Origin of the sequence: Salinimonas marina, assembly GCF_015644725.1 — a bacterium.
GTDB lineage: Bacteria > Pseudomonadota > Gammaproteobacteria > Enterobacterales > Alteromonadaceae > Alteromonas.
Genome location: NZ_CP064795.1, coordinates 469,052 through 481,770, shown reverse-complemented (window position 1 = coordinate 481,770; position 12,719 = coordinate 469,052). Strand labels below are relative to the sequence as shown.

Genomic DNA, 12,719 nt, shown 5'->3' with positions numbered 1-12,719 from the left:
GATTGTTAAACATGTATGTTTCAAAAAGATGACAGTGTATGAAAAGCTCTGTCATACCTACTTCTGCTACATATTATTATCATGATTGCGCATCAGAAGTTGAAACCGGCTCAATGTAATACCGCCGCCATTGCCAGGTCCTGTTTTTATCGCGGCTTATTCTTTACTCAATTTGATTGGATAAACACCGTTTAATCAAATTCAGAATAAAACATATAATAACCTTTTAAATCAGACGCTTACTCGTTTCAGGTAAAGTTATCTATTGCATTAAATAAGCTTAACTGGTGAAATCACTCCAACAAATAAGGTTATAACCTTGATCTCGTTTTATTGTCAGAGTGCATGTATAAATTCGGAAAAACCCTGATAGTCCTGTTGGCTGCAGTAATCTGCTTTGTCTTAGGTTTTTATCAAAAAATAACAAATTTTGCACAGGTGCCCCCGCAGGTCGGGCAGTATGTCTATTGTAACGACACCCTGTCGTCAAACAAAGACGTGCTGAATGTGTATCTGACCGAGACCAGTATGGCCTCTACCCTGCTAAATAAGTTGTGCAATAACCCTATTGTGAAACGTCAGTTTGGGAATGTGCAATTGATGGTAGGCCAGAACGACTATGACACCTTCCGTTATATTAACCACGGGGTCAGTGACCTGGCGCTGGTGAAGAGCAATGTGGTCGAAGCTTTCGGGGCCCATGAGATTTACGGCTACGAAACGCTGGCTACCCATAATAACTACAGTGCTTACTTTATCGCTTTGCGTGAAAAGCCCGAACTGTCTAAGGAATATCTGATAGGCAAGCGTCTGGGGATTCTGGACTACCCCAGCAGCCGCTCGGGGCATATTGTGCCCAAGACGGTGTTACAATCGCTGGGACTAAGCGAGGACAATGTCACCTTGCGCTATTATAGCTCCCACGAAGAGCTTCGCCGCGCATTGAGAGCGGGTGAGGTGGATGTCATTGCGTCTTACTGGAGCGAGGCGGATGAGCAGCAGCTCTCCAAAAACTACATCACCGCCCTGGTCAACGATGTCAGTGGTATGCGCTGGTATTTACGCATGCAAACCCGGAATACGGATTTACGCTGCGCCTTACAGCAGGTGATTCAGTCTGCGACCGCCCAGAGCAACAAATCTTATTACCAGCATGTAAAGCTGGTGGATAAATGTGACCACAATGTTTGAGATAACACGATACTCACCCAGACAGTGGCTTAAAGGCACTAGCGTGGCTATCGGCTTGTTTGTGCTGTTCCAGCTGATTATCTCGGCAGGACAGCTTGCAGGCCACAAGTTTACCTATCATCAGGCTGTAGATGCAGTGAAACAGCGGGTCAGCCTGGATAGCGCTTATCTTGATATTGGTAACCAAACGTTGAATACCCCCGTTAACCAGTCCGCGGTGGCCCGCTACATCGATAAGCTCAATACCGCCTTAGCGGCCATGAAATTTCCGGTACGTCTGGCCAGTTTGCAGGGCGTCAGCGGTAACCAGCCTTTGCCTTCCCATCACAGTGTAGAAACTGTCTTTAGTATGCAAAATGCTGAGCAGCAACTGCATATCGCGGTATCAAAGATAAGCTGGTGGCAGGAAGTACAACTGCACCCGGCAAGTTTCATCGGGGCGCTGATTTTAGCACCGATGCTGGTGCGTTTGCGCCAGACTCAAAAAGCCCGGCGCCTGGCCGCGGTGATCAGTAGTCAGGAAGACACTCCACAGCCGCGGCTGGTTATCGACCTGCATAAGAAGACTATTGGTAACGGCGTGGATGACACCCATCCGCTGATGCAAAACAAACCGTTTTGTTTTTATGTGGCACTGGTCAAATATTGTATTGAACACCCAGACACGCCGTTGCTGCATCACAAAGACGTACCACCGGAACTTATTCATGCCGCCAATAATGTGTTTAGCCGGTTGATTGAGTTAGGACACACTAAGCGCAAACGGCCCGATTTTAATGCCAATCTGGATAAAACCCTGAGTGAAATCCGCTCAGCGTTAGAAGAAGTCTTCAGCCAGTTTAGTGAAGCAAAAGAAAAGTACTACCCTCCCCGGGCCCAGGGTGAAGGCTCGCGTTCAAAGCAACATTCCTTCGCGCTGACCAATTTAGATGAACAAGATGTTGAAATCATTGGAAACTAGGGCTTACCGTTGCGTCGGCAGCGCTTCGCAATGACTAATCAATGACTAAGCAAAGACTGATCCATACAAAGATAAATAGTAACTTAACATTGATTCATCAGGTATGATTGCGTATCTTTGCACCAGGAAAATCAGCCCCAAATCAATATGCAGTCTCCATTAATCATTGCTATTTCCGGAGCGTCAGGCTCTGGCAAGTCACTATTTACCGAAAATTTGCTTAACGCGTTTGCCATTCAGGGGCAACCGGTGCAAATCCTGCGCGAAGATCATTATTATCGCGCTCAGGATCACTTGCCTATGGAAGCACGTGAGCAAAATAACTACGATCACCCCAATGCCTTTGAGCATGAATTGCTTAAAGCGCATTTGCAGGCGCTGCGGCATGGCGAACCCATCGATTACCCGCATTACTGCTTTAAAACTCACACCCGCCTGCCAGAAACCGAACGCCTGAATCCGGCGCCGGTGATTATTCTGGAAGGGATTATGCTGCTGGCTCGTCCCGAGCTGCTGCCAATGTATGATGTGAAAATCTTTATCGACACGCCGTTAGACATTTGTCTGATGCGTCGCATGATGCGCGACGTGAAAGAACGTGGCCGTACCATTGAGTCGGTTGCCAGCCAGTATGAATCTACCGTTAAACCCATGTATCATGAGTTTATCGAACCCAGCCGGTTCACCGCCGATGTGGTGGTGACTCAGGGTGGTAAAAATCAAATTGCCCTGGATGTCATCAAATCCCATATTCAACAGGCAATACAATAAAATAATAAGAAAGGAATTACCCTATGGTGAGTTTACTGGGCATTGTAATGCTGCTTGGCATTGCATTTGTGTTGTCATCTTCCAGGCGCAGTATTAGCTGGCGCACGGTGGGTGGTGCCTTTGCGGTGCAGGCGCTGATCGGTGCTTTCATTTTGTACTTCGAACCAGGGATTCAATTTCTTCATGCCGCCACCAAGTTTGTCGGCAATATTATTGGCTATAGCCAGCAAGGCATAAACTTTATATTTGGTCCCATGGGCGATCAAAGCATGGGTTTTATTTTTGCTTTCAATGTATTACCGGTCATCGTGTTTTTCTCATCGCTGATTGCGGTGTTGTATCACCTGGGCATCATGAGCTGGGTGATTCGGCTAATCGGTGGCCTGCTGCAAAAGTTATTGAAAACCAGCCGGCCGGAGTCGATGTCGGCAGCGGCGAATATTTTTGTGGGCCAGACTGAAGCGCCCCTGGTAGTGCGCCCGTTTATACCTCATATGACCAAGTCCGAGCTATTTGCGGTAATGGTAGGTGGACTTGCCTCTATTGCCGGTTCAGTCATGGCCGGTTACGCCAGTATGGGGGTTGAACTTAAATACCTGCTGGCGGCCAGTTTTATGGCGGCGCCCGGCGGTCTGCTGATGGCCAAAATTATTCAACCGGAAACCGAAACAGCCAAAAATGAGCTGACCGACATCCAGTCTGAAGATACCAACTACGCCAATGTCTTTGATGCGGCTGCCAGCGGCGCTGCGTCGGGGCTGCAACTGGCCCTGAATGTCGGGGCTATGCTACTGGCGTTTGTAGCCTTGATTGCCATGCTAAATGGCATCATTGCCTGGGGTGGCGGCTTCTTCGGCTATGAAGAACTGTCGTTTCAAACGATTCTGGGCTTCTTGTTACAGCCATTAGCCTGGGTGCTTGGGGTGCCCTGGGATGAAGCACAGTTGGTGGGCAGCTTTATTGGCCAGAAAATTGTCGTCAATGAGTTTGTCGCCTACCTGGACTTTGTGTCCCATCAATCCCAGCTGTCGCCGGTGACTCAGGCCATAGTGACCTTTTCTCTGTGTGGCTTTGCTAACTTTTCGTCGATTGCTATTCTTATGGGTGGTATCGGTGCGATGGCGCCCTCGCGACGCAAGGAAATTGCCACCTTAGGATTAAAAGCGGTCATCGCTGCGACGCTGTCAAATTTGATGAGCGCCGCCCTGGCCGGGTTCTTTTTTGCGCTGGGTTAAAAGTTAAACCCGCCGGATGCATTAAATACACATTAAGTAGACTATTCGGTCAGGTTTTTATACATTACCGCTATTGGACGGATACGTTCTATGACACGGCCGTCGTTGTTTTTAAGAAGAGGCACACATTATTGTGCCCTTCGCGTTTTACAGGACACAGTTATGCAATTAGTTGCTGTTGATTATCAGTCTCCGACTGCCAAAGAAGATTTTGTTGAATCATTGCGTGAAACTGGCTTTGGGGTTTTAAAAAACCACCCTATCCAGCAATCCATGGTGACCGACATTTACAACACCTGGCAAAGCTTCTTTGACAGCGAAGAAAAGCACCAGTATGTTTATAACAAAGGAACTCAGGACGGGTTCTTCCCCCAGAGCGTTTCGGAAACGGCCAAAGGTAATACTAAAAAGGACATTAAAGAGTATTATCATTTTTATCCGTGGGGCCAATGCCCACCGGCACTGCGTCCGCAGCTGGAGCAGTACTATAAAGAAGCCAATAACCTGGCGCAGGAACTGTTGTCATGGATTGAGGCGTGCTCGCCCGAGAATGTGGCCAGCGAATACAGCCAGCCGTTATCGCAAATGATTGAAGACAGCGACCAGACCTTGCTGCGGGTGTTGCATTACCCGCCACTAAGCGGTGATGAAGAGCCTGAGGCGATTCGTGCTGCGGCGCATGAAGACATCAACCTAATCACCATTTTGCCGGCGGCCAATGAGCCGGGTTTACAGGTAAAAGCCCGGGACGGCAGCTGGTTAGATGTTCCCTGTGATTTTGGTAACCTGATTGTCAATATCGGAGATATGTTGCAGGAAGCCTCCGGCCATCATTTTCCATCCACGACTCACCGGGTGGTCAACCCTGACAATGCCGATATGACCAAGTCTCGTATCTCATTGCCGCTGTTCTTGCATCCGCGTCCGGACGTGAAGTTATCTGAGCGCCACACTGCGGGCTCATATTTGCAGGAACGTCTTAGAGAGCTTGGGGTTATCTGAGTCTGATTTTGTAATTAGAAAAGCCGTCACTCTCCTGACGGCTTTTTTTAGCCCGCTGCCGTGCTAGTTGCTGGATTGCAGGGCCGAAATTTTACGCTGATAGCGCTGCTTATCCTGATCCGAGCTGGCCAGATTTGCGGCCCGACTTAAAAAATGCTCGGCTTTGGTAATATCCCCCAGTTCGTAATAAGCGCGGCCCATCCCAAACATGACTTCATGCTGAGTTCGATCAAGGCGCATGGCGGCACGATAGTGTACTAATGCGGCTTCTGGCGACTCATTATCCAGCGCCTCTTCCCCTAAAATAAAATGATAAAACGGATTGGCTTCCCGTTTGGCGGTGATCCGGGCCTGAATAGTGTGAGCCTGCTCTTTACGGTCGGTCAGCCTGTATAAAAGCGCCAGATTTTCCCACGCCGTTAAGTTTTCGTCGTTAAGCGATAGCGCGCGCTGATAGCTGTTTTCCGCCGCCCCATAAGCATCCTGTTTTCGGTATAACACGCCCAGGTTGACCCACACCTGCCCAAGGGTTGCATCGGCTTTGGCGGCCGCCCTAAAATACGCATACGCCCGTGAATAGCTGTTGGCTATTAAAGCATCAGCCCCTTTGTTGTTGTAAAACATCGCCACCACCCTGTCTTTACTGATGGGTACCCGATCAAAACGGCTGCGTACCGCCTGTGGGTCAAAGTCGACATCAATATAAGGGGTTAACAGGCTTAGCTGCTGGCTGTTGGGCATGGGCTGTACCCGCAGGTTGATATGCCCATTAAGCAAATTATAACCATCTCTGCGGGTCCAGTACTCGGGAATATTGACCTGATAAAACTGCGGCATAAGTCCGGCCGCCCGCGCCATCGCATATGTCATCACCGACAGCGACAAGCAATTGGCCGCCCGATTATCAAAGGTCTCACTCGCGATAGAATTAGCACTGCCCTGATACAGTAATCCCAATTCCGAGTAGTCAAAAATCTGATTCAGCAGCGCCCGCATGTTCTGATGGGTATCATGCTGCGAGACCTGGGTACGGCGCACAAAGTCTTTAGCGTCTGCATTAAGCGCAAATATTTCATCTGGTGTTTCAACGCTGAATAAGTGGTGACTGGGGAATAAATCGTCTCGCAGTACCTGAACTTGCTCAGGTTCTGGGTGGTTTGAAGTGGCGCATCCTGTTGTGCCGATGAGTACAACCGCAACAACTGCTATCGCGATAGTTTGCATATTCACCTCCAACGGCGAAGTAACGCTAACTTTTCACATCGTTTAAATAGTATACACATTTTTGCTGGTTTTGGGATTACTCTTTTGACGGTCAATCCAGATCTACAGTGCTACGTATTAATAGAGTCGTAATTACTAGCCCCTTTAATGTTCGGAGAAATTAATGAAACTAATCAATAGCATGAAGTATTTATTGGCGCTTAGCTGTGCCCTGTTAAGCATGTCGGTGGTGGCAAATCATCATGGTGAAAAAAAGTCTCATGATATCGTGCAGGTACTGCAAAATGATGAGCAGTTTTCTACACTGGTCAAAGCGATTGAAGCTGCCGGCATCACTGACATCCTGAAAGATTCTGGTGATATTACGGTATTTGCTCCCAACAACACTGCGTTTGAAAAGCTGCCTGAAGGTAAACTTGATGAATTGCTAAAGCCTGAAAACAAAGAAAAACTGGTTAAAGTTCTGACCTACCATGTGGCCGAAGGTAAAATTGACGCGGAACAGGCCGCCGCCAACAAATATGCAGAATCTCTGGAAGGCACCAACCTTCAGTTAATGGTTAAAGGCAGTAGAATGACGGTGGAAAAGACTATGATTGTTGAGGAAAATATCCGTGCCAACAATGGCATAGTGCATGTGATTGAAAAAGTGCTTATGCCAAAATCGTAAATAGTTGACGCCGTGAATTAACATGGGGGCGGCCAGCGGTATCTACCGCCCCACCCTGTGAACCGTGAAATTTGTAGCGGGCGCTTTGTAGCTTTAGCTGTCATTTCTTATCACCACTGGCCCTCGCCCTTCGTTTAGCTGCCTGCAGCTACGACTGCGAACGCAATGTCAGGCGCCAATACTTTACGAACAATAACATCGTGGCTAGCTACCCAGACTCAGAACATCCGCCATCAGGATGAAGCCACCCAACGCTATCAATACTCCCCCGGCGACCTGATTCTGCCAGTAATGAAATGAACTATGATGGCTCAGCCAGCGTCGCAACTGGCCACTAAGGATCACCATAAATAAATCCGAACCCAGCGCCAGTAAGGTGTAAATTGCCCCTAAAATCAGTAGTTGAGTAACAACTTCTCCCCCTGCCGGGGTTACAAATTGCGGCAGAAACGCGATAAAGAATAACGCGGATTTAGGGTTGGTCAGTTCCACTATTATGCTTTGTCTAAGGCCTGTGGAGGTCGGTTTAGCGGGTTCGTGGCCTTTGGCGTCGTCTTTGGCGGTGCGCAGCGCCTGTGTCCCCAGCCATATCAGATAGCCCGCGCCAAGGATCTTTAGCACAGTAAACATCACCGGTGAAAACACCACCAGCGCGGCTATCCCCGATACCGATAACACGACATAGATAATGCTGCCCAGCGCCAGCCCCATGGCGGCTGCCACCCCGGCTCTTGGGCCCTGATGCAAAGTACAGGCAATAATGTACAGATTCGAAGGCCCCGGAGAAAAGGTCAGGGTTAATGTGGCAAGGCAAAATGTTGCTAACAGTGAAAGGTCGGCCATAGACTCCTTAATCTACCGGTGATTAATAAGTCGTCCAGATGAATCCGGCTACGGGGTTGTAACTTGAGACTGGCGACCGTATGTATAAGATTCTGTATTTTATTAGCATAACGCTACGGAGAATCCTATGGTAACACTGTATCAGTATCTTCATTGTCCCTATTGTGTACGCGCCGATATGGTGGCCAATTATCTGAATATCGACCACAAAAAGGTATTTTTAGACAACGATGATACCGACACCGGCGAGCGTTTGGTGGGCAAAAAAATTGTACCCATTCTACAACTCGAAGATGGCAGCGCGATGGCAGAAAGTATGGATATCGTGCAGCACCTTGTCTCTATGAGCAAGACGGATCTGCATGAAGGTAGTGGCTATCAGGCCCATCTGCAGATGCTCGATGATATCTCGCAGGCGACCAGAGGGCTATTGTACCCGCGTCATATCAGGGTGACTCAGCCTGAATTTGAGACGCAGTCGGCCCGGGATTACTTTCAACACAAGAAAGAGGACATGCTGGGTATGTCGTTCGACGAGGCTTTTGAAAATACCGAAGCCTATCAAAGTCAGGTTGAGCAAACCCTGGCAGCCTTACCAGAAGTTATTTTACCTGAAGAGCGTGACAATCAGTTAAGCTGGGATGATGTGATGTTATTTCCAATCTTACGAAACTTAACCTTAGTCAAAGATTTGAAGATCCCTGACCAACTACGCAGTTATATTAATCAGGTCAGCAAGCTGACCAACATTAAATGCTACTATGACCAGGCGGTATAGATTGCAGATGAGGTGGTAGTCCAACCGGCACCGGTCAGCCGCCGTAATAACAAACATGATATTAATCAGGAGTAATTATGAGTCATACTTATTGGTGGAGCCTGACCGGCTTGTGGTTTATTTTGCTGATGGTGTTTTTGCAAAATTTTATTGCCGCGGCGGTACACAGCAAAAAAGGTAAAACGCCACCGGGTCAGGTCAGCAATAACCTGGGCCATGAGTCTCTGGTATTCAGAACCCACCGAACTTTTCACAATTCATTAGAAAACCTGGCCGTATTTGTGATTCCGGTTATCATTGGCATCATCATCGGGGCAGACCCGGCGGTTCTTGGCGCCATGGTATGGGCCTTTGCCCTTGCCCGACTGGGCCATATGATCCTGTACTATGCTATTGCCACCGAGAAAAACCCCAGTCCCCGTAGCTATTTCTTCTTAGGTGGCTGGCTGATCAACGCGGCGCTCTATGTATTCGTGGGTATACGTTTATTTATTGGATAAACTCACGCATTTTTTATTTTACCGTATACTAGGGTTAGACATGCGCCAATAGTCTGCATGAGCAGGCCATAGGGCTACGCCAGATATTCAATTGCCATAGAGTCATAAAGTACCTGAAAGTATAATTATCAAAAACTTGCTACCGTTATATTGTCTTAAATTAGCTGTTATGCGTCCTGATACGCCGATATCAATTCACAGGAGCCTTAGTGACTTTTGAAGAAAATCGCCCCCGTACACTAGATGATTGCCAGGTGCTCATTGTTGACGACCAGATTTCCAGTTTATTGATTATGGAAACTTTGCTTGCGGACATCGCCCAGTGTCATACGGTTTCCAGTGCGTCGGCCGCCATGGAGTTTTGCGCTACAAATCGTCCTGATTTGGTGATCACCGATGTGAATATGCCAGGATTCAGCGGCCACGAACTTAGCCAAAAGTTACATCTGAAACCAGAAACAAAGCAAATCCCGGTGATTTTTGTGACTGCCAGCGACGATGATGAAGAGCAGGAACAATGCTGGGCAGCCGGTGGGGTTGATTTTGTTATTAAGCCTATCAATGCCACTACCTTTCGTAACCGGGTAAAGTTTCATTTGTCCCATAAGCTTAAATCTGACTTACTGGAAACATTAATTTATACCGATCGGCTGACAGGGGCTTTCAACCGCCATTATTTGGAAGAGCGTCTTCCCGCTATCGTCAAAGACTGTATTCGGGATCAGCAGCCCCTATCGGTGGCGATTTTTGACATTGACTTTTTTAAGCAATACAACGATGAGTATGGCCATCCAGCCGGAGATGAGTGCTTATGGCAACTGTCGAGCGCGGTTCAGAACACCCTGATGCGACCTATGGACCACCTGATCAGAATTGGCGGCGAAGAATTTATGGTGTTGTTGCCCAACACCAGTGGTGCCGGGGCGAAAGTGGTCTGTCAGCGGCTACTGGAAACCATCCGGGCGCTGAATATCGAGCATAAGCATACCGACACCGGCTATGTCACCGTAAGTATTGGTCACAGTATCTTCTCACCGGAGCAACAACTCCCTATCGAACAGGTCATTTCCCAGGCCGATCGACACCTTTATCAAGCCAAAGCACAAGGCCGTAACCGGTTTGTGTGCAGCCACGGTTAATCGTAGTAACAAGGTTATAGCAATACATGCCCCACTCCAGTTCTCATTTTGATGCGGCGGATGCTGCACGTCGTTTAATGCATAATCCTCAACTGCTGACCAGGGTGCTGACACTGTTTGTGCAGCAGGTGCCGACTATGCTCAGCCAGCTTGATAAAGCCATAGAACAACACGATCACCAGCAAATATCCATGCTGTTACACACGCTTAAAGGCAACGCGGGTCAGGTGGGCGCCCAGCGGCTGTATCATCATTTCAAGGTGTGCGAATATGAGCTGACCACCAGGCCGGAACAGTTACCGGCCCGTGTGTCAGCAAGTTACCGGCTGTTTGATAAGTTTGTTGAGGTGGTGAAGATTCAGCACCCCACTGTGTCCGGGTAATCGCTGTGGCTCATTCTCTGAGGCTGGAATTTATGTTCAGGTAGTCTGAGGTGTAAGCGTAAACCGGACTACCTCTCGCGGTGGCGCCGGATCAATTTCGAACACAATAAACAGGACAAAGGTCGCATATAAGGCACTTAGCACCACAAAGAGGGCACTAACATCCAGCCCAATAAATGCCGCCACCACCGCCAGACTTGCCACCGGCATAAAGGCAACCAATAGTTTAAGCTGGGTCAGCAACTTCAGCCATATCGCTTCGCCCTGCTTTTTATTCAGGCCCAGGCTCAGACAAAAATAACTTAGCACCAGGGGCATGATTTGGGTCATGCAAATAAGAGCCGCCCCCACCACCATACCGCCTAATACCGTGCCATCAAGTATTATGGCAGTATCACTGTGCTGATTATGGGCCGCACCACTTATACGCACTAAATGCTGTGCTACCCAGATGCCGCCCCAGCTTAGCGCAAGGACGCCGGTAATAACCCCAAGCCATAGCGGTTGTTGGAACTTGAGTTCAGCCAGTAATGGTCCCAACGAGCCGGTTCGATATTGTGTGGTGACCAGGGCAACGCTAAAGCCCAGCAGTGCCACCAGCGCAGCCATTTTTAAAGGAAACTGGGCCATCGACAATTCGCTGACTAATCCGCTCAGAATCAACAATATTGTTCCTATTACGGGATGCCGAAACAAAAAACTGGCCAGATTTTTATAGGCTCTGGTGAGATCCTGCATATTTAATTTTGTATTGACGTTCATACCACCCTCACTTCAGTCACTTTAACTATATCGTGTGGGCACTTAATGAACAGCGTTTAAGATTAAACAAGCGTATAGCAAAGCTGGCGGCGGTATTACCGGCAATACTTCAGCAATGCGGGGAACCAGATTCAGTACCAGTGTTTCTTTCATGTGGATAGGCACAACGACAAAAATCTGTGATTTTTGGCTGGAATAGTCCGCCGACTGCTTAAAACTTTATAGAAACAATGTGAATAAGAATTTATTCGAAGAACTAAGAAATGGTGCCCAGGGGCGGGTGCAGCAAGCGCAGTATGCAAAGCACCGCTTTGCGCGCAGCGTAACGACAAAAATCTGTGATTTTTGGCTGGAATAGTCCGCCGACTGCTTAAAACTTTATAGAAACAATGTGAATAAGAATTTATTCGAAGAATAAAGAAATGGTGCCCAGGGGCGGGTGCAGCAAGCGCAGTATGCAAAGCACCGCTTTGCGCGCAGCGTAACGACAAAAATCTGTGATTTTTGGCTGGAATAGTCCGCCGACTGCTTAAAACTTTATAGAAACAATGTGAATAAGAATTTATTCGAAGAACTAAGAAATGGTGCCCAGGGGCGGGTGCAGCAAGCGCAGTATGCAAAGCACCGCTTTGCGCGCAGCGTAACGACAAAAATCTGTGATTTTTGGCTGGAATAGTCCGCCGACTGCTTAAAACTTTATAGAAACAATGTGAATAAGAATTTATTCGAAGAACTAAGAAATGGTCCCCAGGGGCGGGTGCAGCAAGCGCAGTATGCAAAGCACCGCTTTGCGCGCAGCGTAACGACAAAAATCTGTGATTTTTGGCTGGAATAGTCCGCCGAGTGCTTAAAACTTTATAGAAACAATGTGAATAAGAATTTATTCGAAGAACTAAGAAATAGTGCCCAGGGGCGGGTGCAGCAAGCGCAGTATGCAAAGCACCGCTTTGCGCGCAGCGTAACGACAAAAATCTGTGATTTTTGGCTGGAATAGTCCGCCGACTGCTTAAAACTTTATAGAAACAATGTGAATAAGAATTTATTCGAAGAATAAAGAAATGGTGCCCAGGGGCGGACTTGAACCGCCACGCCCTTGCGAGCACTAGCACCTGAAGCTAGCGTGTCTACCAATTTCACCACCTGGGCTTACAAGATACAAACACGGAGTATTGCTGTGTCTGCGTCGTTGTGGGTGCGCAATTTACGCAAGCCCTGCCCTTTTGTCAATCACTAAACTGTGGTTTTTTGTGATTAATTTCA

13 protein-coding genes and 1 tRNA gene are annotated in these 12,719 nt (G+C 48.0%); 10 read left to right on the top strand and 4 right to left on the bottom strand.

Annotation, left to right across the window (positions count from 1 at the left end):
* Positions 1-345: 345 nt before the first annotated feature.
* The 5 genes from IT774_RS02130 (at position 346) to IT774_RS02110 (ending at position 5,160) form a co-directional block, all read left to right on the top strand.
* A complete protein-coding gene (locus tag IT774_RS02130; protein WP_195811137.1) occupies positions 346-1,191 on the top strand; it encodes a PhnD/SsuA/transferrin family substrate-binding protein in 846 nt (281 codons plus the stop codon).
* The gene (locus IT774_RS02125; protein WP_195811136.1) at positions 1,184-2,152 is read left to right on the top strand and encodes a hypothetical protein; all 969 of its coding nucleotides are present in this window, start codon (positions 1,184-1,186) and stop codon (positions 2,150-2,152) included. The genes IT774_RS02130 and IT774_RS02125 overlap by 8 nt, the downstream gene beginning before the upstream one ends.
* A gap of 147 nt (positions 2,153-2,299) precedes the next feature.
* Positions 2,300-2,923, top strand: coding sequence for a uridine kinase (gene udk, locus IT774_RS02120; RefSeq protein WP_195812178.1), 624 nt, complete (start codon positions 2,300-2,302; stop codon positions 2,921-2,923).
* A 23-nt stretch (positions 2,924-2,946) separates the two neighbouring features.
* Positions 2,947-4,158, top strand: coding sequence for a NupC/NupG family nucleoside CNT transporter (locus IT774_RS02115; RefSeq protein ID WP_195811135.1), 1,212 nt, complete (start codon positions 2,947-2,949; stop codon positions 4,156-4,158).
* Positions 4,159-4,320: 162 nt separating this feature from the next.
* Complete coding sequence (locus IT774_RS02110) at positions 4,321-5,160, top strand: isopenicillin N synthase family dioxygenase (RefSeq protein ID WP_195811134.1); 840 nt, start codon at positions 4,321-4,323, stop codon at positions 5,158-5,160.
* Between the two features lie 63 nt (positions 5,161-5,223).
* On the opposite strand, the gene IT774_RS02105 is transcribed toward IT774_RS02110, so the two are convergent.
* On the bottom strand, positions 5,224-6,384 hold the full coding sequence (locus IT774_RS02105; RefSeq protein ID WP_232365081.1) for a tetratricopeptide repeat protein: 1,161 nt from the start codon (positions 6,382-6,384) through the stop codon (positions 5,224-5,226).
* Between the two features lie 163 nt (positions 6,385-6,547).
* On the opposite strand from IT774_RS02105, the gene IT774_RS02100 reads away from it, so the two are divergent.
* On the top strand, positions 6,548-7,054 hold the full coding sequence (locus tag IT774_RS02100) for a fasciclin domain-containing protein (RefSeq protein ID WP_195811132.1): 507 nt from the start codon (positions 6,548-6,550) through the stop codon (positions 7,052-7,054).
* Positions 7,055-7,258: 204 nt separating this feature from the next.
* Here IT774_RS02100 and IT774_RS02095 read toward each other — a convergent pair whose 3' ends face one another.
* The gene (locus IT774_RS02095; RefSeq protein ID WP_232365080.1) at positions 7,259-7,897 is read right to left on the bottom strand and encodes a LysE family translocator; all 639 of its coding nucleotides are present in this window, start codon (positions 7,895-7,897) and stop codon (positions 7,259-7,261) included.
* Between the two features lie 127 nt (positions 7,898-8,024).
* On the opposite strand from IT774_RS02095, the gene grxB reads away from it, so the two are divergent.
* From grxB to IT774_RS02075, 4 genes are all read left to right on the top strand, one after another.
* On the top strand, positions 8,025-8,675 hold the full coding sequence (gene grxB, locus IT774_RS02090) for a glutaredoxin 2 (RefSeq protein WP_195811131.1): 651 nt from the start codon (positions 8,025-8,027) through the stop codon (positions 8,673-8,675).
* Positions 8,676-8,752: 77 nt separating this feature from the next.
* A complete protein-coding gene (locus IT774_RS02085; protein WP_195811130.1) occupies positions 8,753-9,175 on the top strand; it encodes an MAPEG family protein in 423 nt (140 codons plus the stop codon).
* Positions 9,176-9,384: 209 nt separating this feature from the next.
* The gene (locus IT774_RS02080; RefSeq protein WP_195811129.1) at positions 9,385-10,314 is read left to right on the top strand and encodes a GGDEF domain-containing response regulator; all 930 of its coding nucleotides are present in this window, start codon (positions 9,385-9,387) and stop codon (positions 10,312-10,314) included.
* A 26-nt stretch (positions 10,315-10,340) separates the two neighbouring features.
* On the top strand, positions 10,341-10,697 hold the full coding sequence (locus IT774_RS02075) for an Hpt domain-containing protein (protein ID WP_195811128.1): 357 nt from the start codon (positions 10,341-10,343) through the stop codon (positions 10,695-10,697).
* A 36-nt stretch (positions 10,698-10,733) separates the two neighbouring features.
* Here the strand turns inward: IT774_RS02075 and IT774_RS02070 are convergent, their stop codons facing one another.
* Positions 10,734-11,459 carry a hypothetical protein gene (locus IT774_RS02070; RefSeq protein ID WP_195811127.1) on the bottom strand — a complete coding sequence of 242 codons (726 nt, stop codon included), beginning with the start codon at positions 11,457-11,459 and terminating at the stop codon, positions 10,734-10,736.
* A gap of 1,059 nt (positions 11,460-12,518) precedes the next feature.
* A tRNA-Leu gene (locus tag IT774_RS02065) sits at positions 12,519-12,605 on the bottom strand.
* Between the last annotated feature and the right edge of the window lie 114 nt (positions 12,606-12,719).